Origin of the sequence: Bacillus sp. FSL K6-3176 (genome assembly GCF_038003325.1) — a bacterium.
In the GTDB taxonomy this organism is placed as follows: domain Bacteria; phylum Bacillota; class Bacilli; order Bacillales; family Bacillaceae; genus Bacillus; species Bacillus altitudinis.
In genome coordinates, this window is record NZ_JBBOOX010000001.1 from 1,352,464 (window position 1) to 1,379,453 (window position 26,990).

The 26,990-nt window shown below is 40.5% G+C and carries 22 protein-coding genes and 1 pseudogene; 19 read left to right on the forward strand and 4 right to left on the reverse strand.

The window, feature by feature from the left end; translation table 11 throughout:
• The first annotated feature begins 111 nt into the window (after positions 1-111).
• The 13 genes and pseudogenes from MHB38_RS07040 (at position 112) to MHB38_RS07095 (ending at position 15,077) form a co-directional block, all read left to right on the forward strand.
• A complete protein-coding gene (locus MHB38_RS07040) occupies positions 112-2,031 on the forward strand; it encodes a heavy metal translocating P-type ATPase (RefSeq protein ID WP_341002983.1) in 1,920 nt (639 codons plus the stop codon).
• 104 nt (positions 2,032-2,135) lie between these two features.
• On the forward strand, positions 2,136-3,230 hold the full coding sequence (locus tag MHB38_RS07045) for a M24 family metallopeptidase (RefSeq protein ID WP_146270068.1): 1,095 nt from the start codon (positions 2,136-2,138) through the stop codon (positions 3,228-3,230).
• Between the two features lie 292 nt (positions 3,231-3,522).
• Positions 3,523-4,512, forward strand: a complete 990-nt coding sequence (locus tag MHB38_RS07050) for a LacI family DNA-binding transcriptional regulator (RefSeq protein WP_035392239.1) — start codon at positions 3,523-3,525, stop codon at positions 4,510-4,512.
• A gap of 55 nt (positions 4,513-4,567) precedes the next feature.
• Complete coding sequence (gene glcT, locus MHB38_RS07055) at positions 4,568-5,422, forward strand: glucose PTS transporter transcription antiterminator GlcT (RefSeq protein WP_017359435.1); 855 nt, start codon at positions 4,568-4,570, stop codon at positions 5,420-5,422.
• Between the two features lie 202 nt (positions 5,423-5,624).
• Positions 5,625-7,724: a glucose-specific PTS transporter subunit IIBC gene (gene ptsG, locus MHB38_RS07060; protein ID WP_017359434.1), complete on the forward strand. Its 2,100-nt coding sequence runs from the start codon at positions 5,625-5,627 to the stop codon at positions 7,722-7,724.
• Between the two features lie 93 nt (positions 7,725-7,817).
• On the forward strand, positions 7,818-8,084 hold the full coding sequence (locus MHB38_RS07065) for a phosphocarrier protein HPr (protein WP_003211078.1): 267 nt from the start codon (positions 7,818-7,820) through the stop codon (positions 8,082-8,084).
• Complete coding sequence (gene ptsP, locus MHB38_RS07070; protein WP_008348058.1) at positions 8,084-9,802, forward strand: phosphoenolpyruvate--protein phosphotransferase; 1,719 nt, start codon at positions 8,084-8,086, stop codon at positions 9,800-9,802. Before MHB38_RS07065 ends, ptsP begins: the two co-directional genes overlap by 1 nt.
• A gap of 98 nt (positions 9,803-9,900) precedes the next feature.
• Complete coding sequence (locus MHB38_RS07075; RefSeq protein WP_034646394.1) at positions 9,901-10,143, forward strand: transcriptional regulator SplA domain-containing protein; 243 nt, start codon at positions 9,901-9,903, stop codon at positions 10,141-10,143.
• An 80-nt stretch (positions 10,144-10,223) separates the two neighbouring features.
• Complete coding sequence (gene splB, locus MHB38_RS07080) at positions 10,224-11,252, forward strand: spore photoproduct lyase (protein ID WP_007498710.1); 1,029 nt, start codon at positions 10,224-10,226, stop codon at positions 11,250-11,252.
• Positions 11,253-11,367: 115 nt separating this feature from the next.
• A pseudogene (locus tag MHB38_RS19550) lies at positions 11,368-12,390 on the forward strand (cache domain-containing protein); the annotation flags it as partial.
• A complete protein-coding gene (locus MHB38_RS19555; protein ID WP_370529227.1) occupies positions 12,382-13,329 on the forward strand; it encodes a methyl-accepting chemotaxis protein in 948 nt (315 codons plus the stop codon). The pseudogene MHB38_RS19550 and the gene MHB38_RS19555, both read left to right, overlap by 9 nt.
• A gap of 76 nt (positions 13,330-13,405) precedes the next feature.
• Entirely contained in the window at positions 13,406-14,191 is a 786-nt protein-coding gene (locus MHB38_RS07090; protein ID WP_202734530.1) for an SDR family oxidoreductase, read from the forward strand.
• Between the two features lie 13 nt (positions 14,192-14,204).
• Positions 14,205-15,077: an NAD(P)-dependent oxidoreductase gene (locus tag MHB38_RS07095; protein WP_202734529.1), complete on the forward strand. Its 873-nt coding sequence runs from the start codon at positions 14,205-14,207 to the stop codon at positions 15,075-15,077.
• A gap of 114 nt (positions 15,078-15,191) precedes the next feature.
• Here the strand turns inward: MHB38_RS07095 and MHB38_RS07100 are convergent, their stop codons facing one another.
• The gene (locus MHB38_RS07100; protein WP_048003071.1) at positions 15,192-15,989 is read right to left on the reverse strand and encodes a CAP domain-containing protein; all 798 of its coding nucleotides are present in this window, start codon (positions 15,987-15,989) and stop codon (positions 15,192-15,194) included.
• A 336-nt stretch (positions 15,990-16,325) separates the two neighbouring features.
• On the opposite strand from MHB38_RS07100, the gene MHB38_RS07105 reads away from it, so the two are divergent.
• Entirely contained in the window at positions 16,326-18,452 is a 2,127-nt protein-coding gene (locus tag MHB38_RS07105; RefSeq protein WP_008348045.1) for a peptidoglycan D,D-transpeptidase FtsI family protein, read from the forward strand.
• 156 nt (positions 18,453-18,608) lie between these two features.
• The gene (locus tag MHB38_RS07110) at positions 18,609-20,435 is read left to right on the forward strand and encodes a PAS domain-containing sensor histidine kinase (RefSeq protein ID WP_202734528.1); all 1,827 of its coding nucleotides are present in this window, start codon (positions 18,609-18,611) and stop codon (positions 20,433-20,435) included.
• A gap of 25 nt (positions 20,436-20,460) precedes the next feature.
• On the opposite strand, the gene MHB38_RS07115 is transcribed toward MHB38_RS07110, so the two are convergent.
• Entirely contained in the window at positions 20,461-21,633 is a 1,173-nt protein-coding gene (locus MHB38_RS07115; RefSeq protein ID WP_144684369.1) for an aminotransferase A, read from the reverse strand.
• 294 nt (positions 21,634-21,927) lie between these two features.
• On the opposite strand from MHB38_RS07115, the gene MHB38_RS07120 reads away from it, so the two are divergent.
• Entirely contained in the window at positions 21,928-22,812 is an 885-nt protein-coding gene (locus tag MHB38_RS07120) for a cation diffusion facilitator family transporter (protein WP_017359428.1), read from the forward strand.
• Between the two features lie 64 nt (positions 22,813-22,876).
• Here MHB38_RS07120 and MHB38_RS07125 read toward each other — a convergent pair whose 3' ends face one another.
• On the reverse strand, positions 22,877-23,029 hold the full coding sequence (locus MHB38_RS07125) for a hypothetical protein (RefSeq protein WP_017367142.1): 153 nt from the start codon (positions 23,027-23,029) through the stop codon (positions 22,877-22,879).
• Positions 23,030-23,329: 300 nt separating this feature from the next.
• On the opposite strand from MHB38_RS07125, the gene MHB38_RS07130 reads away from it, so the two are divergent.
• The 3 genes from MHB38_RS07130 (at position 23,330) to MHB38_RS07140 (ending at position 26,287) form a co-directional block, all read left to right on the forward strand.
• A complete protein-coding gene (locus tag MHB38_RS07130) occupies positions 23,330-23,869 on the forward strand; it encodes an RDD family protein (protein ID WP_202734527.1) in 540 nt (179 codons plus the stop codon).
• 125 nt (positions 23,870-23,994) lie between these two features.
• Positions 23,995-25,305: an MFS transporter gene (locus MHB38_RS07135; protein ID WP_007498688.1), complete on the forward strand. Its 1,311-nt coding sequence runs from the start codon at positions 23,995-23,997 to the stop codon at positions 25,303-25,305.
• Between the two features lie 73 nt (positions 25,306-25,378).
• A complete protein-coding gene (locus tag MHB38_RS07140; RefSeq protein ID WP_008348035.1) occupies positions 25,379-26,287 on the forward strand; it encodes a chemotaxis protein in 909 nt (302 codons plus the stop codon).
• A gap of 237 nt (positions 26,288-26,524) precedes the next feature.
• Here the strand turns inward: MHB38_RS07140 and MHB38_RS07145 are convergent, their stop codons facing one another.
• Positions 26,525-26,986, reverse strand: a complete 462-nt coding sequence (locus MHB38_RS07145; RefSeq protein WP_007498684.1) for a YkyB family protein — start codon at positions 26,984-26,986, stop codon at positions 26,525-26,527.
• Between the last annotated feature and the right edge of the window lie 4 nt (positions 26,987-26,990).

Here is a 26,990-nt window from a genome sequence, read left to right on the forward strand (position 1 = left end):
GAGTTACAGACCTATAAAAAGCTTGAAATAGCAGAAAATATAGATGATAAACGGAACGGGCAACGATTGATAATGTGAAAATCATTATCAATTAGAGAGGAGAAAGTAATCATGAATGAGAATACAGCACTTTATCAAACGACAGATCAAAAGGGATCCAACTCGCTCTTTCATAAATGGGCACAGCACGGAGAATTAATCGCAGCAGGAATTTCGGGGATTCTCATCTTGATTGGATGGTTTCTAAAGGATGAAACGATGTGGAGTATTCCTCTTTTTATTCTTGCTTTTGTTATTGGTGGTTTTGCAAAGGCAAAGGAAGGAATTGAAGAAACCATTTCATCCAAGACATTAAATGTAGAACTTCTAATGATATTTGCTGCGATAGGCTCAGCGATCATTGGCTACTGGGCAGAGGGCGCCATTTTAATTTTTATTTTTTCTTTGAGCGGTGCGCTAGAAACGTATACGTCAAATAAAAGTAAAAAAGACTTAACGGCTTTAATGAGTATCGCTCCAGATGAAGCCACTTTAATTGAAGAAGATGGCAGCACCATCCAAATCGCTGCTTCTTCACTTACGCCAGGCGACCGTATTTTAATCAAAGCGGGCGAACGAATTGCAGCAGATGGTGTGATCATGAGCGGAAGAACAAGTGTAGACGAATCTGCCTTAACGGGTGAATCGGTGCCTCAGGAAAAAGGGCAAGGGGAAGATGTGTTTGCAGGAACAGTGAATTTAAATGGTTCATTAACAGTAGAAGTAACAAAACATAATGAAGAAACACTTTTTCATAAAATCATTAAGCTGGTGGAATCTGCACAAGAAAGTGTATCGCCAAGCCAAGCGTTTATTGAAAAATTTGAAGGTGCATATGTAAAAGGTGTGCTCATCACTGTAGCGATTTTAATGTTCCTACCTCATTTTGTACTTGGCTGGAGCATGAGTGAAACGTTTTACCGTGCGATGGTGTTTATGGTGGTTGCTTCGCCTTGTGCACTTGTTGCCTCAATTATGCCAGCAGCTCTTTCACTCATTTCAAACGGTGCAAGAAACGGTATGCTTGTAAAAGGAAGTGTCTTTTTAGAAAAACTGGGCACAAGTACGATGATTGCATTTGATAAAACGGGTACGATTACAAGTGGAAAACCAGCTGTTGAAAAAGTGGTTTTGGCAAAAGGGCAAGATGAATCGACCTTTTATCAAGCGCTCTATCAAATTGAAAGTCAGTCAAACCATCCATTAGCTAAAGCCATTTCTGACATGGCAAAAGAGCATCATACAGAGCGGGCAGACCACGTAACCATTGAAGAAACATCAGGTTTTGGTGTGGAAGCACAATTAAATGAGGACACATGGCGGATTGGGAAGAAAGATTTTGCCGGAAAAGCTTCAATGGATCGTGACATTGAAGAGAATGGTGATGTTCTTTCATCCAAAGGATATACAGTTGTCTATGTTCAAAAAAATCAAGAAGTTGTCGGCTGTCTCGGTTTGAAAGATCAAATCAGACCTGAAGCCAAAAAAATGATTCAGGAGCTGAATGATTTAGGCATCCAAACCGTCATGCTCACAGGGGATCAGCAAAAAACAGCTGAAGCGATTGCAGAGGAAGCAGGCATCCAAACCGTTGTCGCTGAATGTCTTCCAGATGAAAAGGTACATGAAGTCAATCAACTGAAAAAACAAGGTGATTCGATCATTATGGTCGGAGATGGAATCAATGATGCACCTGCACTCGCCACAGCAGATGTTGGCGTCGCAATGGGCGGAGGCACAGATGTTGCTTTAGAAACAGCAGACCTCATTTTAATGAAAAATAACTTAAACAATCTGACAAAGATGATCCGTCTTTCAAGAAAGATGAACCGAATCATTAAACAAAACATCATCTTTTCATTAACAGTTATTTGTCTCTTAATCTGTGCGAATTTCTTACAAGTTCTTGATTTACCTTTTGGTGTCATTGGGCATGAAGGCAGTACGATTTTGGTTATTTTAAACGGACTTCGTTTGCTTCGTGCTTCTTAAGCAAATCACAAAAGCGCACTGGCTTTAGGTCAGTGTGCTTTTGTGCGAAATACAGTGAAAACTGATACAATAGATCAGTAGTCAAACGTGTGAGGAGGATCACGATGAATCGAATGAAAAACTTGTCTTCTTGGCTTAAGAAAAAAGACATTCAAGGTGCATTTATACATACAAAGGAGAATGTATTCTATCTATCTGGATACTTCACAGAGCCGCATGAAAGAGTGATGGGGCTGTTTGTTTTTCAGGAAGCAGATCCATTTTTCATTTTGCCTAAGATGGAAGTTGAGCAAGCAAAAAATGCGGGATGGGCTGGAGATCTCATTGGATATGAAGACCATGAAAACCCCTTTGATTTCATACAAAAGGCACTAGAAAAACGAGGAGTAAAAGCGACTCGCCTAGCGATTGAAAAAGAATCCATTCCTTTGCAAAGAGCAGAGCAGCTTCAAGCTGTCACTGGGGCAGAAACATTCGTCCGGGCAGAAGATGTGCTCAATCAGCTAAGACTAATTAAAGACGAAGCTGAAATTGAAACATTGAAAAAAGCTGCTCAATTGGCAGACGAAGGCGTCAAAATTGGGGTTCATGCCCTAAAAGAAGGGGTGACGGAAACCGAAGTTCTTGCTGTCATCGAATATGAACTGAAGAAAAAAGGCATTCAGGGCATGTCCTTTTCAACCATGGTACTATTCGGAGAAAAATCAGGAGAACCTCATGGAAATCCGGGGCAGGCAGCCTTGAAAAAAGGTGATTTTGTTTTATTTGACCTCGGCGTGATTGTGGATGGCTATTGTTCAGATATTACAAGAACCTTCATCTATCAAGAAGCGTCTCAACAACAAAAGGATATTTACAACACCGTCTTGAAAGCCGAATTGGCAGCACTTGATATGAGCCAGCCGGGTGTGAGAATTGGTGACCTTGACTTAAAAGCAAGAGGGTTGATCGCAGAAGCAGGGTATGGCGAATACTTCCCGCATCGTCTAGGGCATGGACTCGGGGTTTCTGTTCATGAGTTCCCTTCTATGAGTCAAGCAAATGATGACCTTCTAAAAGAAGGGATGGTCTATACGATCGAGCCGGGTATTTATGTACCTGGAGTCGGCGGGGTTAGAATTGAAGACGATGTTCTCATTACAAAAGATGGCCCAGTCACGTTAACCAATTATCCAAAAGAGTTGACGATCATCAAGTAATGAAAAAAATCACGATGAACGTCCAAGTATTGGGAGCGTCATCGTGATTTTTTTGTCACTCTTTGCGATCCTTATCAACAAAAAAATCATCAATTGATTGAAACGGCTTGATTTTATGTTCTTTTCCTAAAGGATGTAGTGCGAATCGAGCAGAAAACAAAATAGTCAAACATAATATGATCCATATGATAATACCCATCTTGAATTCCCCTTTCCACCCAGTGATTTGTTCAGCTCACATACATCTTAAAGTATGAAACGCTTACCATATCAAGAGAAAGTAGGAGAAAAAATGCCTAACATAAGGGATATTGCGAAAAGAGCGGGTGTATCTGTTACCACCGTATCACGAGTGATGAATGATCATCCTTATGTCAAAGAAGAAAAGCGAGAGCGCGTACTTAGTGCGATGAAAGAGCTCAAATATACACGGAATATTCAGGCAGTACATTTAGCAAAGGGATATTCCAATATGCTTGGAATTGTACTTCCGACAATTGATCACTCCTATTTCAGCGGAATTGTCACAGGGATTGCAGAGAAAGCACAGGAGTGCGGAATGCATTTTGCCTTGTTTCAAACAGGATATGACCCAGTAAAGGAAAAAGAAGCATTAATGAGCTTAAAAGAGCAACGTGTGGATGGTTTAATCTTTTGCTCAAATGCGTTAAGTGATCGAGACATTTTAAAGTGGCAGGAATCTGGTCCTATTATCTTTTGTCATCCTACTCCGCATGATCCATGTTCATCGGTATCGATTGCGCATGATCAGGCTTTTAAGGAAGGGCTTGAACACTTAGCGGCATGCGGTCATGAGCGAATCGCAATCGTTCTTGCTAGAACAGAAGGGGAGAATAGCCAAGTTCGCATTCAGACTTATCAAGAAATGATGCGGTCGCTTGGGCAGGAGATTGATGAGGAATGGATCATTGAAGGAAAACTGACCATTTTTGATGGCAAGCAATTATTTACAGAATGGAAAGAGATGAAAAATCGTCCGACAGCCTTACTGATTACAAACGATGATGTCTCAGCAGGTTTTTTACTAGAAGCACAGCGTCACCAAATAAACGTTGGAGAATCACCAGCCATACTTGGCTTTCAAAACGATCAATTGAGTGAAGCATTGGGTATTTCTAGTATAGACATTCCTCTTAAACAAATGGGGCAGGAAGCATTTGACTTGTTCAAGCAAGCATTACAAGGTGAGGCACCAGAAAAAAGAGTGCTGTCATATCGACTCGTTGAGCGCACAACGACTATTTTGAAAAACAATCGTTGACGCACGTTTCATCTGTTTTGTACGATAAGAAAGATTGAATAAGAAGGAGGTGGGGATGTTCATGGAATCCTTCACCGTTGATAAAGCGTTAAATAATAATGTCATCATCGCAAAACACCCTTCTTTAGGTGAAGTGGTCCTGATTGATAAAGGGATCGGCTTTGGGAAAAAATCGGGTGACGTTCTCGATCAAGCGGCATTTGAGAAAATGTTTGTGTTAAAGAATACAAAAGAGCAAACAGAATACAAACAATTGCTGCACCACATAAATGAGGACATGATTGAGCTTGCCAATGACGTCATTTATCATATACGAGAAAAAATGGGGCATCGTTTAAATGAGCATATTCATATTGCACTGACAGATCATATTGCCTTTAGTTTTAAGCGAGTTAAGCAAGGCTATGATATCACCAATCCTTTTATGCTTGAAACGAAATCCTTATACCCGAAAGAATACGAGGTCGCAAAGGAAGTCGTGGAACTGATAAATGCGCGGCCAGATGTTGAAACAAAGCTGCCCGAAGGAGAAATTGGGTTTATTGCGCTCCACATTCACTCTGCTTTAACGAACCGGCCTTTATCCGAGGTCAACCGTCATTCGCAGCTCATGACACAAATGGTCCAAGTCATAGAAGATGCATTTCATATGAAAGTAGATAGAGAAAGTATTCATTATTTACGCTTACTGCGTCATATTACGTTTTCGATTGAACGTATAAAACGGGAAGAATCATTAGAGGAGCCAGAAAAGTTGCTTCATCTATTGAAAAATGAATATCCTTTATGCTACAATACTGCTTGGAAAATGATCAAAATTTTGCAACATGCATTGAAAAAGCCTGTACAAGATGCCGAAGCTGTCTATTTGACACTTCACCTGTACAGATTGACGAATAAAATTTCATAGTTTCCTTGAAACGTGTAACTGATTCGATCAGGCATGAGTGACTTAAGGTAAATACAGGATAAGATCCTGTTATTTGCGCAACCTTATATCACCATGCCTTTTTTGTGTTCTGAAAGTGAAATGTAAACGGTTAATTATGAAATGTACGTCAATATGTGATTGAAATGTATGTTGTAAGCGAAAACAAAAGGAGGTTCAACCAGTGTTTAAATCACTTTTTGGTGTGTTGCAAAAAATTGGACGAGCACTTATGCTTCCAGTTGCGATCCTTCCTGCTGCTGGTATTTTACTAGCACTCGGAAATGCGATGCAAAATCCGCAGCTGATTGATGTCGCTCAATTTTTAAGCAATGATACAATTCAGCTTGTTGCTAGTGTTATGGAGAATGCGGGGAATATTGTCTTCTCGAATCTTCCGCTCCTATTTGCTGTAGGGGTTGCCATCGGTCTTGCCAATGGAGACGGTGTGGCAGGGATTGCCGCGATCATCGGTTACCTTGTCATGAACGTAACGATGAGTGCCGTATTAATGGCCAACGGTTCCATTCCATCCGATTCAATCAAATTGGCTAAGTTCTTTAAGGAAAGTCATCCAGCATATGTGAATATGCTCGGCATACCGACCTTGTCTACCGGCGTGTTTGGCGGGATTATTGTCGGGGTATTAGCGGCTTATATGTTTAATAAATTTTACAAAATTGAGCTCCCGCAATATCTTGGCTTCTTTGCTGGTAAGCGTTTTGTTCCAATCGTTACGTCGATTTCAGCACTTATTTTAGGGCTTTTGATGCTCGTCATTTGGCCGCCAATCCAAGGTGCATTGAACTCATTTTCAACTGGACTGCTTGCAGCGAATGAGCCGCTAGCTGCCTTTGTATTCGGTGTCATTGAACGCTCATTAATTCCGTTTGGTCTACATCACATATTCTACGCACCATTCTGGTATGAATTTTTTAGCTATAAGAGCTTATCAGGAGATATTATCCGTGGTGACCAGCGTATTTTCATGGCGCAAATCAAAGATGGTGTTCAGCTGACAGCCGGTACATTCATGACAGGGAAATATCCGTTCATGATGTTTGGACTTCCAGCAGCAGCACTTGCGATTTACCATGAAGCAAAACCTAAGAATAAAAAACTTGTAGCAGGAATTATGGGGTCAGCGGCCCTTACTTCTTTCCTAACAGGGATCACTGAACCGCTTGAATTCTCATTCTTGTTTGTTGCACCGATATTATTTGCGATTCACTGTGTATTCGCTGGATTATCCTTTATGATAATGGATATTCTAAACGTGAAAATCGGGATGACCTTCTCAGGAGGGTTAATCGACTTCTTCCTATTTGGTATCCTGCCAAATAGAACCGCTTGGTGGCTTGTTATTCCAGTCGGTCTCGTACTGGCTGTCATTTACTACTTCGGATTCAGATTTGCGATTCGCAAGTTTAATCTGAAAACGCCAGGACGAGAAGATGAAGCAGCTGACGGTGCAAGCAGCGCTCAATCTGGAAAAGGCGATGACTTACCTTATGAAATTCTTGAAGCAATGGGTGACCAAGAAAACATTAAACACCTAGATGCTTGTATTACGCGTTTACGTGTCACTGTAAATGATCAGAAAAAAGTGGATAAAGACCGCTTGAAAAAGCTTGGCGCTTCAGGTGTCCTTGAAGTCGGGAATAACATCCAGGCCATCTTTGGACCACGCTCTGATAATTTAAAAACACAAATGCAGGACATTATTGCAGGGCGCACACCTCGACCAGCGAAAGACCCTTCTGCAAAAGAAGAAGTCAGTCAGCAGGTTGAAGAAGTCATTGCAAAACCGCTTCAAAACGAACAAGGGGAAGAAATGTTTGCTTCACCAATTACAGGGGAGCTGCATCCAATTACAGATGTGCCAGATCAAGTATTCTCAGGGAAAATGATGGGTGACGGTTTTGCTATCTTGCCAAAAGAGGGAACAGTGGTTTCACCAGTAAGAGGAAAAATCTTAAATGTGTTCCCAACAAAACACGCCATCGGCCTCCAGTCTGATGGTGGACTTGAAATCTTGATTCACTTCGGGATTGATACAGTCAGCCTCAAAGGAGAAGGATTTGAAGCATTTGTACAAGAGGGAGATCAAGTAGAAATCGGTCAAAAACTTTTAGAGGTTGATATTGATAAAATTAAGTCAGAAGTACCATCTTTAATGACACCAATTGTATTTACAAACTTAAGTGAAGGACAATTTATTGACCTTCAAGAATCCGGTGAAATCAAAGCTGGCCAAGAAAACATCATGAAAATTTCAAAATAATTTTCATAACTGCCGTTCTTGTTAGATGACAAGCTCGGCAGTATGATATAATATTGTGGATGTATGAAATGTATAAAAAGGAGATTGATAAAAATGGCTCAACAAACATTCAAAGTAACTGCAGATTCTGGAATTCACGCACGTCCTGCAACAGTTCTTGTACAAACTGCTAGTAAATATGATGCTGATATCAACTTAGAATATAATGGTAAAACAGTGAACCTGAAATCTATTATGGGTGTAATGTCTCTAGGAATTGCGAAAGGTGCTACAATCACAATCTCTGCTTCTGGTTCTGATGAAAATGATGCACTTGCTGCGCTAAAAGACACAATGAAAAGTGAAGGCCTAGGCGAGTAATGCAACAACTGAAAGGAATCGGTGCTTCAGCAGGCGTTGCGATTGCAAAAGCATATCGTCTAGAAGAACCAGATTTAACAGTTCACCAAAAAGACATCAATGATCCAGAGACAGAAGTTAAACGCTTTGAAGAAGCAATTCATGTTTCAAAGCAAGAACTTGAAGCAATTAAAGAACATGCGCTAAAAGAACTTGGCCAAGATAAAGCGGATATTTTTTCTGCACACCTTCTTGTGTTAAGTGATCCTGAGCTGCTCAACCCAGTGAAGGATAAAATCACATCGGATAAAGTAAATGCTGAATTTGCTTTAAAAGAAACAGCAACAATGTTTGTTACAATGTTTGAAGCAATGGACAATGAATACATGAAAGAACGTGCAGCGGATATTCGCGACGTTACAAAACGTGTCACTGGTCATTTGCTAGGCGTTGACATTCCAAACCCAAGTATGATTTCTGAAGAAGTCATTATCATTGCTGAAGATTTAACACCTTCTGATACAGCTCAGCTGAACAGACAATTCGTCAAAGGTTTTGCGACAGATATCGGTGGTCGTACTTCTCACTCAGCGATTATGGCAAGATCAATGGAAATCCCAGCAGTTGTTGGAACAAAAGAAGCAACAAAAACGGTGAAAAACAATGATCTGATCATTGTTGATGGTATTAGTGGAGACGTCATCATTCAGCCTTCTGAAGATGAAGTGAAAGCGTATCAAAAAAAACATGAAGACTACTTAGCTCAAAAAGCGGAATGGGCGAAACTTGTTGACCAACCAACGGTCACAAAAGACGGCGTTCACGTAGAGTTAGCTGCGAATATTGGAACACCTGAAGATGTGAAAGGTGTACTTGAAAATGGCGGCGAAGCAGTTGGATTGTACCGTACAGAATTTTTATACATGGGCAGAGATCAGCTCCCAACAGAAGAAGAGCAGTTCGATGCGTATAAAACCGTTTTAGAGAAGATGGAAGGCAAAGCAGTGGTTGTCCGCACACTAGATATTGGTGGCGATAAAGAACTTCCTTACTTGCAGCTTCCAAAAGAAATGAACCCGTTCCTTGGCTATAGAGCGATCCGCCTTTGCCTTGAAGAGCAGGAGATTTTCAGAACACAGCTACGCGCGTTACTTCGTGCAAGTACATATGGAAACTTGAAAATCATGTTCCCTATGATCGCGACGTTATCAGAATTTAGAGAAGCAAAAGCTATTTTACTTGAAGAAAAAGAAGCATTGGTTGCTGCTGGTACAGAAGTATCTGATTCCATTGAAATCGGAATGATGGTAGAAATTCCATCAACAGCTGTTATCGCAGATCAATTTGCAAAAGAAGTAGATTTCTTCAGTATTGGAACAAATGATTTGATTCAATACACAATGGCTGCTGATCGAATGAACGAACGAGTGTCTTATCTTTACCAGCCATACAATCCAGCTATTTTACGCCTCATAACGCTTGTGATTGAAGCAGCGCATAAAGAAGGTAAATGGGTTGGCATGTGCGGTGAGATGGCAGGAGATGAAATCGCAATCCCGCTCCTACTTGGACTAGGATTAGATGAATTTTCAATGAGCGCAACATCGATTCTTCCAGCAAGAACGCAGTTAAGCAAGCTTTCTAAGGAAGAAGCTGCATCATTTAAAGAGCATATTTTATCACTGAGTACAACTGAAGAAGTGGTTGATTTCGTGAAAAAAACGTTTCAACATAACTAGGTGATGTAAACCAGACAGGTCAAACTGTCTGGTTTTTTTGTCGAATTTTATCATAATCAGTCATATCGCTTGCAGAGAAGGGCATCCTAACATAAAAAATGGAGGTGACCAGTTTGTCTTTCTCTAACTATAAGCCAGGTGATCAAGTATATGTCATTTATCGAAATCCACATGCAGCCAATGTTGCACAAATTAAAGAAGCGGAAATCGTTTCACACCCTTACAATGAACAAGAGCTTGCGCTATTTCTACTTGAAACATATCACCCATTAGCCCCTGATGATGCCGTATTTCCAACATACGAAGAAGCAGAAGCCCTTTATCAAGATCTGTTTGAATAAGGGAGATTTTAGAAAGGATAGAAGCCATCCTGAGAGGTTAAAGTAACGGTATGAACCTATAAGGTAAGGATGTGCTAAATATGATCAAACCGTTCGTTCCCCAGCTTGTGTATATTGAACCTCGGGCGCTAGAGTACCCATTAGGACAAGAGCTGAAAGAAAAGTTTGAAGGTATGGGAATTGAAATTAGAGAAACAACCTCACACAACCAAGTGAGAAATATTCCGGGGAAAAATGATTTGCAAAAGTACCGTAATGCAAAATCGACGCTCGTTATCGGCGTGAGAAAAACCTTGAAATTTGATACATCTAAACCATCTGCAGAGTATGCCATTCCGTTTGCGACAGGATGCATGGGGCATTGCCATTATTGCTACCTGCAAACGACGATGGGGAGTAAGCCGTATATTCGTACGTACGTCAATGTAGAAGAGATCTTAGATCAGGCTGAACAGTACATGAACGAGCGTGCCCCTGATATCACGCGATTTGAAGCCTCGTGTACATCTGATATCGTAGGAATTGACCATTTGACTCACACACTCAAACGAGCGATTGAATACTTTGGTCAAACCGATCTTGGCAAACTACGCTTTGTTACGAAATTTCATCATGTAGACCATTTGTTAGACGCAAAACACAATGGGCGAACAAGATTCCGCTTTAGTATCAATGCCGATTATGTCATTAAATATTTCGAACCTGGAACATCACCACTCGATCAGCGGATTGAAGCGGCTGTAAAGGTAGCAAAAGCAGGCTATCCACTGGGCTTTATTATTGCCCCTATTTACATTCATGAAGGGTGGCAAGAGGGCTATAAAGTCCTATTTGAAAAACTCGATGCAGCTCTCCCTGAAGAAGTGAGACAAGATATCACCTTTGAAATGATTCAGCACCGTTTTACAAAACCGGCGAAGCGTGTCATCCAAAAAAACTATCCAAAAACAAAACTAGAACTAGATGAAGAAAAGAGAAGATATAAGTGGGGTAGATACGGAATTGGAAAATATATCTATCAAAAAGATGAAGAACAAGAACTTAGGCAGACATTAGAATCATATATCGAACAGTACTTTCCGTCTGCAAAAATTGAATATTTTACTTAAAACAAGTCATTATGGCTTGTTTTTTCTATTTAAATTTTCTTACAACTATTGAATGCGGTACCAATTTTGCCGATATACACATTAAGATGCGAAAGTAGGATGTAGGGGTGATGAGATGTTTAAGAAACTTCAAGTGAGAATAGCTGTTTTCATCTCAGTTATTTTAATTTTAACCGTTGTCGCAGTTCAAGTGGGTTCCAATTTAGTATTAAGACCACTGATTGAACGAGATGCGAAAACAACGACATCAGCAACGGCAGAAAGCATGAGAGACATCATAGCACTAAAGCTTGAGAATTACGGTGATACGATTAACAAATTGGCAACAAGTACACTTACTGAAGATTTTGCACAAAAACAAACAAAGCAGACATTGGCATTTGAAAACGATGAATTAAAAGGATTGCAGGAGCAGGATGAACTCATCTCGCTTGCCTATATAGGAACAAGTGATGGTAAAATGTTTGCTTTCCCGGAGTCCGATTTTGGTGAAGGGTATGATCCGTCTAAACGAGACTGGTATATTCAAGCGGCTGAAAAGCCTGACGAAGTCCTATGGACAGATCCGTACATTGATAAAGCAACAAGTGAAATGGTCGTTTCAGCCACGAAGGCGATCGTACGAAATGGGAAAGTAGTCGGTGTCGCTGGACTTGACTTGAAACTGGCTTCCATTCAGTCCTTTATAAATGAACAAAAGATTCCTTACATGGGAACGGCTTTCTTAGTTGACGGCACAGGGACCATTTTGGCACATCCAACAGAGCAAGGAAAAAATATCTCAAAAGTCGCTTCTGTGAAAAAAGCGATCGATAACTCGGGTATTGATAATGACAAACAGCTGACCGTCATCTCAAAAATTAAAGAGGCAAACTGGACGATCGGTGTGAGCTTCGAGAAAAAGAAACTTCTTTGGATCACTGAACAAATGAATCAGACAAGTATCATTATTTCTGTCATTGCCATTATACTTGCCATGATTCTAAGCTACTTATTGGCTAGAAGCATTACTACACCAATTAAACGCCTCATCGAGCATGTTCGTAAAGTGTCTGAAGGCGATTTAACCAGCTCGCTTGAGTCGAAGTCTCAGGATGAGATAGGTTTCCTGACGAAAAGCTTTAATCAAATGACTGAAGGTATCAGGGACTTAATTGAAAAAGTGAAAGAGTCTTCAGATCAGGTTGTGAAATCAACGGATGAAGTGACCCAAATTTCAAACGAGACCTTGCTGTCTAGTGAACAGATTGCAACGGCTATTCAAGAGGTCGCTGTAGGAGCGACGAAACAAGCATCAGAAGCGGAAACCATTAATGAAAAATCAGAGCATTTGTATGAAAAAGTTCGTCATATGGGTGAGCTTGCCACGCAAATGCAAACCAATTCAAAATCATCGGAAGATGCAAGCTATAGAGGACTTGATGCTCTTGGTCTGCTCGTCCAAAAATCAACACAAGCGAATGAAGAATCGAAGAAGGTAGAGCAAATGCTGCTTGACCTTGAGCATAAAACAAAAAATATTGAAAACGTCGTAACAGCGATTTCTGAAATCTCAGATCAAACGAATTTACTCGCACTGAATGCAAGTATTGAAGCAGCGAGAGCAGGAGAAAGCGGAAGAGGATTTGCTGTTGTTGCAGAAGAAGTCAGAAAGCTGGCTGAACAATCTGCGGAATCAACGAAACATATTAGTGAAACCGTAAAACTCATTCAAGATGAATCGAAAAAGGCAGCTGAAGCGATGACAGCAGCAAGCAAAATGAATGAAGAACAAGGTGATGCCATCAATTCAACAGGAGAGGCACTCAGCAGTATCACAATGGAAATGCAGGCACTTGTCGGCTCCATTGACAGCATTCATACACAAATCAATGAAATGACTGAAGAACAGCAGAAAATGAATGATTCCATTCAAAGTATTGCGGCCATTTCACAAGAATCCGCCGCTTCAGCTGAGGAAGTACATGCTTCCACAGACGAACAAGTACAAGCTTTAGAAAGAACGAAAACATCAACAGAAATGTTGAACGAATCAAGTCAGGCACTGCGTCAGGCAGTCAATCGGTTTAAACTATAATCTTGCAGAAAAGAACCTTGCCATGTGAGCAAGGTTCTTTTTGTATGATAAAATATGAACAGAGGAGGGTGCCAACATGCATGTTAATCTATCTGGCAAAAAAGCATTGGTCGCAGCAAGCAGTCAAGGTATCGGTAAAGCCATTGCCTTTCATCTTGCAAAAGAGGGAGCAGATGTGATGCTCTCGGGAAGACATGAGCAAACGCTGCAAGAAGCGGTCAAAGAATTATCCCCGCTTGTAAAAGGGAAGCTGACGTATCAAGTATGTGATGTATCTGACGCCGAGCAAATTAAAGCGCTTGTCGTCGCAGCAGCAGGTGATGAAAAACGTCTTGATATACTCGTGAACAATACAGGCGGTCCTCAAACAGGAACACTTGAAACCTTAACGGATGAAGATTGGATGGAATCATTTCAGCTTCATTTACTCAGCTATATTCGGTTATTAAAAGAAGCCTTGCCGTATTTAAAAAAACAAGGTGCACGCGTGTTAAATATTGCATCTATGTCGGTCAAAGAACCGATCCCAGGCTTGATGCTGTCGAATACATTTAGACCGGCCATTACCGGCTGGACAAAAACAGCTGCCCAGGAGCTTGCCAAAAATGGCATTTTGATCAATACCTTAGCCCCTGGGAAAATTGAAACAGAGCGCGTGAAACAGTTAGACAAACACCGTGCACAAGAGGAGCAACAATCGGTTGAAGAGATCAAAGCACAAGCTGAACGTATGATTCCGCTGGGCCGTTACGGACAGCCAGAGGAATTTGCAGCATATGCGGCTTTTCTTTTATCTGAAGCCAATACATATATGACAGGTCAAACCCTCATTATTGATGGTGGATTGACAAAGTCTCTATAAGGAGGAATTCGTGATGGCACAAATCAAAACAGTTGGTTTTATTGGAATCGGTGTAATGGGACGTAGTATGGCAGGGCATTTAATGGATGCTGGCTACGAAGTTCTCGTTTATACAAGAACAAAAGCAAAGGCAGACACATTGGTTCAAAAAGGTGCTCATTGGAAATCGACCGTAAAGGAGATCGCAAAGGAGGCAGATGCCGTCATCACAATGGTCGGGTATCCATCAGATGTAGAAGAAGTCTATTTAGGAGAAGATGGACTCGTGACACATGCTGCGCCTGGTACATACCTCATTGATATGACCACATCGAAACCTCAGCTGGCAAAAGAAATTGAAACGAAAGCGAAGGAAAAAGGACTATTTGCATTAGATGCGCCGGTCTCTGGCGGAGACGTTGGAGCCCAAAACGGCACGCTGGCCATCATGATTGGTGGAGAAAAAGCGGCCTATGAAGCGTGCCTGCCGCTATTTCAGCAAATGGGAGAAAATATTCAATATCAAGGACCTGCAGGAAGTGGTCAGCATACAAAAATGTGTAACCAAATTGCTATCGCAGCAGGGATGGTAGGTGTGGCTGAGGCAATGGCCTATGCTGAAAAATCAGGACTTGATCCAGAGCAGGTACTTAAAAGCATCACAACAGGAGCAGCCGGCAGCTGGTCTTTGTCAAACCTTGCGCCAAGAATGCTGAAAGGTGATTTCGAGCCAGGATTTTATGTGAAGCATTTTATCAAGGATATGGGCATTGCACTTGAAGAGGCAGAGCTGATGGGAGAAAAGATGCCAGGCCTTTCACTAGCGAAGTCATTATATGAAAAGCTCAGTGAACAGGGCGAAGAAAACAGCGGAACACAAAGCATCTATAAATTATGGGTGAAATAAAAAAACTGCCCCGCCTAGGTGGAACAGTTTGTAGCGTGTAAACAAGCCCTCACATTACTGAAAAAAGAAGACAAACTAAAAACCTGTCCCAAATAGAGACAGGTTTTTTTGATCTTATTTTCCGATGAATTGCTGCGTCCAGTAGTTACCAGATTTCACATAACCTACACCGATATGTGTATAGTTTTTGTTTAAAATGTTCGCTCTATGACCTTCACTGTTCATCCAAGCTGTTACTACTTCTTGAGGTGATCTTTGACCTTGCGCAATGTTTTCACCTGCTGTTTTGTATGTGATACCAAATTGCTTCATTTGATCAAATGGAGATCCGTAAGTTGGGCTTGTATGAGAGAAATAGTTTTTATCTTTCATATCTTGTGATTTAGCGCGAGCAGATTTGCTTAATTTAGAATCAACAGAAAGAGCTTTTAAGCCTTGTTTTGCACGCTCTTTATTTGTCAGTTCAACCACTTCTTGTTCAAATGCATTTAAGCTGCTGTCTGCTTTTGTTGCAGTTGTGTCTTTTTGATCAGATTTTGAGCTGTTGTTCGTTGTGTTTTGTTTTGCTGGTGTGCTTGGTTTAGAAGCAGCTGGTTTTTTCACTGATTCTTGTTTTTGCTCATTTTTTGCTTTATTAACTTCTTTCACCACTTTTGTACCAGTAACAGGTTGACCACTTTTGATCAGCTTGTTTAATAGAGCTTCGATCTCTTTTTGGTTTGATGTGCTTAGCTTGTTTACATCTGAAGAGATATGTAATTTTGCAGCTAATGTATGAAGATCAATGGCTTGATGCTGTACGTTTATGACTTGTTTCAGGTTAAGCTCTTTCGCATCAGCTGAATGCCCTCCAGTAAACGTGATCAATGCAGCAGCTGTCAGCGCTGAAAAAATGAATGATTTCTTTTTCATTTTGTAACTCCTCCTAAAATCTTTGTTTTGTTTTCTCACAGAAAATCATAACATGGACTTTTTGTTATAAACGTACCAGCATCCTCCATTGACAACGCCCATTTGTCATTTTTGTTAAAGTCATAGAAAGAGTCTCCTCATATCAATGAATGGAGAATCTTTCTATTTAAAGAAAACGACATAAACATACCAATATTTTAAAGTGTTAGTATATTTTTTTGCAGAATAGGGATTGACAGCTTTTTTTCACTTGTTTCGCTGTAACAACTATTACAAAAGTGTTACAATAATGAGTGGTAATTGTAAAAGATTGAAAGGATGAGAGGAGCTACATAAGTGGGAGAGAAACAGCATCAAGGTGCTGCCGAGCAGAAAAAAATGAAGCGCCGGAACGCCTGGAGAATTAATCTCTTTTTCTTCGCTGTATTTAGTTTATTTGCTGGACTTGTCATCAAGCTCGGCGTGCTGCAAATCGTCAATGGTGAGGATTATAAAAAGCAAGCCAACCGAACTGAGGTCAAAACAGCATCATACCCGTCTCCAAGAGGAAAAATGTATGACGCGAGAGGAAGAGTCGTTGTTGATAACGAAAGTGTACCTGCCATCGTTTATACATCAGAAAGCGGTGTGAAAGCGGAGGATAAGATTAAAGTAGCAAGAAAACTTGCGACTTATATAAAAATGGATACAGATTTTTTGAGAGAGCGTGACATTCGAGATTTTTGGCTGGCAAGCCATCCGGAAGAAGCGGATAAGCTCATTTCAAAAGCAGAGCAAAAGAATCTTAAATCAAAAGATGTCTATCCACTTCAAGTAGAGCGTGTGCCTAAGAAAGAAGTCAAGGCGATCGAAAAAGATGCAGAGGAAAAAGCGGTTGCAGCGATCTATCGCAGGTTTACAGGCGGATATGCCTTTGAACCTCAAATCGTGAAAGCGATGGACCCGAACGAAGAGAAAAAAGGGGACGAAAAAGTTGCGCTGCTTGATGAAACAAAAGAATCAAAACAGACATCATCCGTAAGTTTGACATACGAAGAGATCTCACTTGTATCAGAGCATCTTGATGAACTGCCTGGTGTAAATGTCATCAATGACTGGACAAGGAAATATCCATATGAAAAAACCCTCTATAATGTCCTTGGCGGTGTCACCACCCCAGAGCAAGGCATTATAAAAGAGCGTGAAGATTACTATATGGCAAGAGGTTACTCGCGAAATGACCGAGTAGGAAAAAGTTATTTAGAATATCAATATGAGGATTTTCTCAATCCAGAAAAAGCAACTGTTCAATATACACAGGTCGGCGGAAAACTGCTTGATGAAATCAAGCGGACAGAAGGACGAAGAGGACTTGACCTTGCACTCACATTTGATATGGAGCTGCAAAAGGAAGTCGACAAAATCGTTGAATCAGAGCTAAGATCCGCTAGTGCAAGAAACTATATGATGGACCGTGCCTTTGTTGTGATGATGGACCCTAACACAGGTGATGTTCTCGCGATGTCAGGGAAGAAAATGGACGGCAGGGACGTCACAGATTATGCGATCGGAACATTTACGACACAGTATGAAATGGGCTCTGTTGTCAAAGGAGCTACTGTCCTCTCTGGTTATCAAGATGGCATGTCACACAATCAATCCTATTTGGATACACCGCTGTATTTTGCGGGAAGTGGAGGAAAGCCTAAACAGTCTTACAAAGTTCTTGGATGGGTTAACGACCTTCAGGCACTCCAAAAAAGTTCCAACGTTTACATGTTCCAAGTGGCGATGAGAATGGCAGGGATCACCTATCAAAAAGATGGCCCGTTACGGGCAAGACCTGAACACTTACAAAAAATGAGAAACTACTATGCGCAATTCGGTCTTGGCGTGAAAACAGGCATCGACTTGCCGCAGGAATCAAGCGGAATGCAGACGCATCCTCAGACAGTCGGCGGACTCTTGCTTGATGAAGCGATTGGCCAGTATGACACGTATACACCGCTTCAAGTCGCACAATACATGTCGACCATCGCAAATGGAGGTAACCGTATTCAGCCAAGAGTGGTGAAAAGTGTTCACTTTCCAACGAATAAGGAAGAAGTAGGCCCTGTTGTGAAGAAATATGAGCCAAAGGTGCTGAACACCATTAACAACTCGAAAGCAGATATCGACCGCGTCAAAATGGGACTAAAAATGGTCACATCAACAGGCGGGACTGCCGCTGGCCGGTTCGGTCAGCATGATGTCGCAGGGAAAACGGGTACAGCCCAAACCTTCTACTATGGTGCCAACCGGAGCTGGTGGGGGAATGCCACGTACAACTTAACCTTTGGAGGATATTATCCTTCTTCCAATCCGAAAGTGGCATTTAGTGTCGTCACACCGTATGTATCAGATAAAGATCCTGTCATTAAAACCATTCCAAGTAAAATTGTTGATAAGTACGTTGAATTACAAAAGAAATATGAAAAGCAATAAACAGCAGGGAGCACAGCAAGAGAAAGTGCTCCCTTTTTGCTGAAAATATGGACGTTTCACACGAGATTGGGAGGAAAATACGGTTTTTCTAGCGAATCCTTTTTATACATCAAACTAAGGACAACCCTAAAAAAATTAAAGGAGGGTCGGACGACGATGGAACAAAAAATGAAAGATTCGAATCAGCTGTACTCGAATATTGATTTACATGCCGTTCTTTCTTCTAATGGCCGCTTTCTCTACATTTCTTCCAATTGTAAGCAGCTTTTGCTCTATGAACAAAAGGATTTACTAGGGTGTTTTTTGAAAGACTTTGTTCATACCGAAGATCAATTTCTCGTCGAAAGTTATTTCTATAATCAGCACATGCTAGAGATTTGCCACTTTAGACTGCTTAGAAGTGATCTTACAGCTGTATGGGTAGAAGCAAGCATTGATTTTGTTGCTTGTGATGGGTTAGACAACGAATTAAGTAGAGAAATGATCCTGAAAATGAGGGTAATGAATACAAAGCCTCAAAAAGCAGCATTTCAACCAACAGAAGTGTCAGAACAGTCGTTAGGCAGTCTACCGGCTTTCCAAGATGTCAGTGAAGCTGAAAATCTGATTGCCATGCTGCCAAATCCGTTATGTATTACGGCGCTTGGGAAAATTGTGTATGCCAACGATGCGATGCTGCAATTAATGGGTGTATGTACAAAAGATGAAATGATCGGCAAGTCTGCGTTTGATTTTATTGCCGAGGAGTACCATGACATTGTGAGAAGCCGAATCAAAAGACTGCAGCAAGGCCTTCCAGTCGGAATGATTGAACAAATATGGAAAAGGAAAGACGGGAGCATGATTCATATTGAAGTGAAGTCATCTCCAGCAATTTATCAAAATCAAAGGGCAGAACTTTTACTCTTAGTGGACATCTCTTCCCGTAAAAAATTTCAAACCGTTCTTCAAAAAAGCAGAGAGCGGTATCAGCTGCTTATCCAAAATTCTATTGATACCATTGCCGTCATCCACGATCATAAATGGGTATTTATGAATGAATCAGGTATTAAATTATTTGAAGCCGAACATTACGATAAATTAATCGGAAAAGATATCTTTCATCAAATCCATTCATGTGATCAGCAAAAAGTCAAAAAGAGCATATCACGTATTATCGAAAGAGCATCAGATTCTGAGATTGTGACGATGAGCTGCCATACGTTTAAACACCGATTAATTTATACAGAAATGGTTTGTATCCCTACCACATTTTTTGGTGAAACAGCTGTTCAAATTATTTTAAGAGATATATCTGAACGAAAACAAACAGAAGAACTCATGCTGCGCTCTGAAAAATTATCAATCGCAGGTCAATTGGCAGCAGGCATTGCACATGAAATAAGGAATCCACTGACGGCGATTAAGGGCTTTTTACAGCTCATTAAACCAAAAACAAAAGACCGTGATCAATATTTTGAAATTGTCTTCTCTGAGCTGAGCCGGATTGAAATCATTTTAAGTGAGCTACTAATGCTTGCGAAGCCGCAGCAAACGGCATCCATGCAGACGCTTGATTTGAAAAAAATCATTAGCGAAGTCACCGCTCTGCTAGAAACACAGGCCAACTTAAATGGAATTTTGATGAACACAAGTGATATTGAGGAGGATCTCCTGATGAATGGGGATCAAAACCAGCTGAAGCAGGTGTTTATCAATTTAATCAAAAATGCCGTCGAATCCATGCCGGACGGAGGGAAGGTAGACATTACCGCCAAAGCCGAAAAAGAAGGGATACTTGTCACGATTAGAGATGAAGGAATTGGTATTCCTGAATCGGTCATGAAGCGGATCGGCGAACCTTTTTTAACGACAAAAGAAAAGGGAACAGGGCTTGGGCTCATGGTGACATTTAATATTTTAGAAAATCACAACGGAACCATCCGGGTAGATAGCCATCCAGAGAAAGGGACTGTGTTTCACATCATGTTTCCCGCAAAATAAAAACAACGGCAAGAGAGCCGTTGTTTCATCCGTCTATTGATTGTATGGAACGCTTTTCAAGTACAAATTGTTCGAGACGGTCAAGTCCTTCTTTTAACGTTTCAAGTGAATATGCATAGGAAAGGCGCACAAATCCTTCTCCGAGTGAAGAGAAAGCAGAACCAGGTACGACCGCAAGTCTTGTACTTTCTAACAACTCCATGCAAAAATCAAATGAACTCATCCCAAACGATTCAATGGAAGGGAAAATATAAAAAGCGCCGGAAGGCTTAATGACCGGAAGCCCCATAGAAATGAGTCGATCATATACATAGTCGAGTCTTTTCTTATATTGCTCTCTCATGATTAGTGCATCATCCACACCGTTTGTCACTGCTTCAAGTGCCGCCTTTTGTGAGATAGCCGAGGCACAAGACACGTTATATTGATGTACTTTTAATACATGTTTAGCAAGAGGAGCGGAAGCAAATAAAAAGCCGATTCTCCATCCGGTCATGCTATGAGATTTTGACAGTCCATTGATGACAATCGTCTGTTCCTTTAAGAAAGAAGCAATGGAATGATGTGGACGATCAAATGTCAGCTCACTATAAATTTCATCAGATAGAATAAAAATATCCTTTCCTTCAAGAAGCTGTGCAATTTCTTTCAATTCTTCTTCTAATAGCGTGACCCCAGTTGGATTTGAAGGGTATGGAAGGACAACACACTTTGTCTTTTCCGTTAATGCATCTTCAATCAGCTTGGCATTTAATTTAAAACCGGCATTTGTTGTGTCGATATGCACGGGCACCGCACCGCACATCCGAATGATCGGTTCATAGCCAGGGTACACAGGGCCTGGCAGGATGACCTCATCGCCTTCAGTCAAAATGGTTCGAAACGCAGCATCAATTGCTTGACTCGCACCTGTTGTCACAATGATTTCTGTCTCTGCATCATAATCAAGATGGACTTTCTTTTTGATGTATTGCTGGATCGCTTGTCTTAGCTCTAGAAACCCAGCGTTATGAGTATACGAGGTGAAATTCTCGTCAATGGCTGTTTTGGCAGCTGTTTTGACATGATGCGGCGTATAAAAATCGGGCTGACCTATGGTCAATGAAACGACATCCTCATATGAAGATACGAGATTTGAAAATGTTCGAATGCCTGAAATTTCAATATCCTTTACTCTTGGATTCAGCAAATGCTCCATTTCTCATCACCTTAAAAATTTATGTTTTTATCCTATTTTACCATTCACTGCATAAATGTCACCTGCGGAAAGGCTTCGGATATCGTTATATGTAGTCTATTCTCCTATCCATCACAGCATGAGTGATATATGAAGAAAGAGCAACATTTATTATAGCGTAACCTGCTCGGAAAATACAGCTCTGCTTAAGATGATTAGAATAAGGCAAAACGGTATAAACTGAAAGAACGAGAGAATCAAGTCATGGGAATTGCTTTCACAGGCATACGATCTCTTGAAGGAGGACGATAATAGATGGATCAATCAGCAAAAACATCGAAAATAGCCTTTTTATCCGTCATGAGTAATACGTTTGTTGTGGTCCTTAAAATCATTGTAGGGGTGTTAACTGGATCTGTTGCGGTTTTATCAGAAGCCATTCACTCTTTTCTCGATTTAATGGCCTCTTTTATTGCATTTATCTCTGTTCGTATTTCAAGAAAGCCGGCAGATTCAAAACATCCTTATGGACATGGGAAAGTTGAGAATATTTCTGGAACGATTGAAACTTTGTTAATTTTTGTTGCTGGGATTTGGATCATTTATGAGTGTGTTCATAAATTAATGCATCCTGAGCCTGTTAAACTGCCGGTACTTGGTATTGTGGTCATGCTGATCGGGGCACTTATCAATTTTGTTGTGTCGAGAGTTGTGAACAAAGAGGCAGAGCGAGTACATTCTGTTGCCATGAAATCGAATGCACTGCATCTTTTAACAGATGTGTTTACGTCACTAGGAGTCGCCATTAGTTTATTGCTTGTTGCATTAACGGACTGGTATTTCCTCGATCCGATTATTGGAATGGTGCTAGCGCTCTATATTATGCGTGAAGCGTTTAAACTCATGAAGGAAGCCTTCCCGCCGCTTGTCGACGCCCGGTTAACCCCGGAAGAAGAACAAGCGATAGAGGCCATCATTCAAACATTCAGTCAAGAATTCATTGAATATCATGACTTTCGAACAAGACGATCCGGTGCTGAAGAATATATTGACTTCCATTTGATTGTTCATGGAAAAACAACCATTGAAGATGTTCACCAATTATGTGATCGAATTGAAGAGAACATTCAGCAGGCGTTTCCGCATGCACAAATCTTTATTCATGTAGAACCTGAAAGTGAAAGAAGCACACAAACGTAAAAAGGCGATACCACCTCTTTGAAGGTTGTATCGCCTTTTTTTACGCTTCATCTATGAAATGAAATCAATATCCATAAGCAGTATCGTAATCTTCATACCAAGAGATATAAGCAGCATCTTCATTAGATAAACCATGTTTCATATCTAAAAAATCAGCTTCGCAAATATCTTCAATCACAGTCATTTCGTTGTTCTTTAATAGTACGACAGTTCCCATCATGAACACCTTTCTTTAAAAAATCCTTGACTATTGTACCATGTGAAACGTGATTGTCAACAGAAGAATCGAAATGAGACAAAAATATCACAAAACGTTAAAAAATCAGGCGTTGAAAGAACTAGATGTGCCATAATTTCTGTGAATTTTCAGTATTTATTCACATAAATCATCATTGAAAAATGATCTAAAATTCATGTAAAAATGTAAAGCTCCATTGATCTTGCGATATTCATAAGATATAATAACGAATGATTATAAGAAATTTATAGAAAACATACATAATAAAGGAGAAATAGGATGGAAACAAACATGTCAGAAGCACCTATTCAAGAAGAAAAACATCCTGAACTAGCTGGTGTAGGTTATCGTTTTCTTGCTCATCTTTTAGACGGTGTCATTATTAGTGTACCATTTTCATTCATTGTATTTATTCTCGCAACACTCTTTTTTGTCTCAAGCCCTGAGGCGGCATTTTTAATGTATGATGATAGCTATTACTATTCTTCAACGGTGATCACGGATGAAGAATGGGCAGTCATTGTGGGCCTTCTCTTTTTCTATGGCGTAACGACCTTAATCGGTATCGCGGTGACTTGGCTGTATTATGCGATCATGGAATCATCAAAGCTGCAAGGAACTCTTGGTAAAATGGCTCTTGGAATCAAAGTGACAAAAGTAACGGGTGGAAAAATAACATTCGGGCGCGCGACAGGCCGCTTTTTTGCAAAAGGCTTTTTGTCTCCAATCTTATGTATTGGCTACATCATTGCGTTTTTCACAGAAAAAAAACAAGCACTTCACGATTTGATTGCAAGTACCATTGTCGTAAAGAAATAATGAAAAGAAGCACCTCTGCTAAATAGTAAGGGGTGCTTTTTGTATAGATTGCTTGTATGGAAGAGGGAAACGTCACATAAAGTAGAATGATAGTGAAAATAAAAGCAGAGAAGGGAGTCAATCTATTGAAAAGAGGGAAAATGACCGTTCAGAAAAAAGGGGCAAGCTTCGGGCTCTTTTTCACCGCACCTGTTTTGGCCTGGGCATTGTATGATTTTGCAAATACGATATTTTCATCGAATATGATCACCATTTTCTTCCCATTTTACTTGCAGGAGACGATAGGCGACAGTGCGAGGATGGATCAAATCGCCAGTACATTTATTTCTTATGCGAACGCACTTGCAAGCTTTTTTCTCGTCATTTTTACGCCTTTATACGGTGTGCTGATTGATCGTACAGGGAAAAAGAAGCGGTATATCACAGTGTTTACCCTGATTTGTATTGCCTGTACCTTTATGATGGGGATCTTTGCTGGGATTGATTTCTCAAGCGAATGGTTTGGTCTTCCTGTCTCCTTATTGGTGGTGGTTACCTTGTTCGTCATCGCCAAATTTTTCTATCACTCTAGTCTTGTTTTTTATGACACCATTTTGCCCGATCTTGGGACAAAGGATGAAATCCCCCTCATTTCTGGATTCGGTATTGCTGTCGGCTATTTAGGTACACTTGTCGGCCTTTCTGTTTATTTACTTGTAGGAAATGACCAGTTTCATGAAGCATTCATTCCGACAGCCCTTTTATTCTTTCTCTTTTTTCTGCCCTTTCTCTTTATTATAAAAGATCCTCAACCTCTCCCGCAGCAAGAGAAAAAGGCGTCTTTTTTCAGCGGGTATAAAGAGATTATTCGTACATTTAAAGAGATGAAGCAGTACAAACCGGCCTTTATTTTTATGATCGCTTTCTTTTTTATGAATGATGCGTTGCAGACAGCGATTGCGATGATGGCTGTTTATGCAAAAATTATCATTGGTTTTACGGCAGGTCAATTTATTTTGCTTTATCTTGTGTCCACGATTTCAAGTATCATTGGCTCGTTTCTATTCGGATATGTCACAAAGGCCATCGGGGCAAAGCGCTCGATTACAGTCGTGTATGTCATTTTAATTGTGGCGCTCATTCTAGCTGTGACAGCGACAACTGAATGGGTCTTCTGGGTAGCAGGCAGTTTATTCGGCATTTCACTTGGCGCAAGCTGGGGATCATCACGAATCCTCATTATTGAGCTGACGCCTAAAGAAAAACGAGGACAATTTTTTGGTCTCTTTGCGTTTTCGGGAAAGGTGTCTTCAATCGTCGGTCCCATCATTTATGGCTCCGTCACACTTCTATTTGCAGCACATGGGAATCTCGCAAGCCGTCTTGCATTAGGGTCTTTGCTCATCCTTGCAGCCATAGGACTTGTGATTCATCAATTCGTGCGAGAGAAAGCGTAAAGAAACGTCAACTTTTTACCCATGCTGCCGATATAAAAAGTACAATCTTATATTGAAGAATAGAGGGATTTCCGTGGCTTTAAACAAACAAGAAATTTTACTTGACTCTGGTACTAATGAATTGGAAATTGTGAAGTTTGAAATTGGTTCAAATCAATTCGGCATTAACGTCATGAAAGTAAGAGAAATTATTCAGCCAGTTGAGGTGACAGTTGTACCGCACTCTCACCAAGATGTAGAAGGGATGATTAGTTTACGAGGCGAGATTTTACCAGTCATCAATCTATTTTCCTTTTTTAATGTCGAGTCAGATCAGTCAGAACAAGAGAAATACATTGTGACTGAATTCAACCAACGGAAATTTGTGTTCCATACAGGAACGGTATCACAAATTCACCGCGTCAGCTGGGAAGAGATTGAAAAACCAACTGCACTCAATCAAGGAATGGACCGTCATTTAACAGGGATCATCAAGCTTGACGAGAAAATGATTTTCCTTCCAGATTACGAAAAAATCATCTATGATATTGAATCCGCATCTGGTGTAGACACATATCATATGTTTGACGGTGAGAAAGACGAGAGAAGAACAGGGAAGAAGCTGTATGTTGTTGAAGATTCTCCGCTTCTTATGCGCTTATTAACAAATGAATTAACCGAGGCAGGCTATAAAAACATTGTGACCTTTGAAGATGGAAAACAAGCATATGACCATGTCATGGATCTTGTCAGTAAAGGCATTAGTGTGACAGAAGAAATTGATATGATTATTACAGATATAGAAATGCCAAAAATGGATGGACATCGATTAACAAAACTGCTGAAGGACAATCCTTTAACACAGTCCATTCCAATTCTCATTTTCTCTTCATTAATTACGGACGATCTGCGTCATAAAGGGGAAACCATCGGTGCAGATGATCAAATTAGTAAACCAGAAATTCATCAGCTGATTGAAAAAGTAGATCATTTTATTATCTAAAGAAAAAACCACTCGCTTTGAGTGGTTTTTCAGCGTGTAGACAAACCCTCGCATTCTTTGTCAGTCCTGCGCTCTGGTGCTCACGAATGCCACATTCGCTCCGCGCCAGTACTCGTCCTTCCTAGGGCTGCAAAGGTTTTCTTTCACGCTGAAAAGAAGACAAAGAGCTAAAATAAACAACATTTTAGCCCTTTGTCCATAATCTGAAAAACCACTCGCTTTGAGTGGTTTTTCTGTTTAAAAATAACTTTCCCCGAGCCGTTTGAAGACGGGTTTTGTATAATGTGATTTTTGTTTTGTGGCGGCAGGTTTTTCTTTTAAACCGACATACGTTTGAAGTATTTGTTTCGCTCGATTTAATGACATATTCGCTTTTGGATTGCGATATGATTGATTTAAATTTCCTAAGTGTGGCAAAAATTCGAAGTCTTCTTTGGTTGGTGGCAGATGAAAATAATAATCTCCAATTTCAATCAGCACGTCGGACTGTTGTTGACTATATCTGGGATTGTTAGAGAAATGTAGGCCCACTTTTCTTCCTTTACCTTCTTGCAATAGTTTTTGCAGCGCACGTTTTTTCAAAAGATAAAGAAACTTGGGATTTGGTGCGGTTTTAGCATGGCGGTTAACAGTATAAATGGCTTTTGCGATGTTTTCTGCTGTAGGTTCTATGTCTTTAGTATGAGCATAATCGTCCATTTTT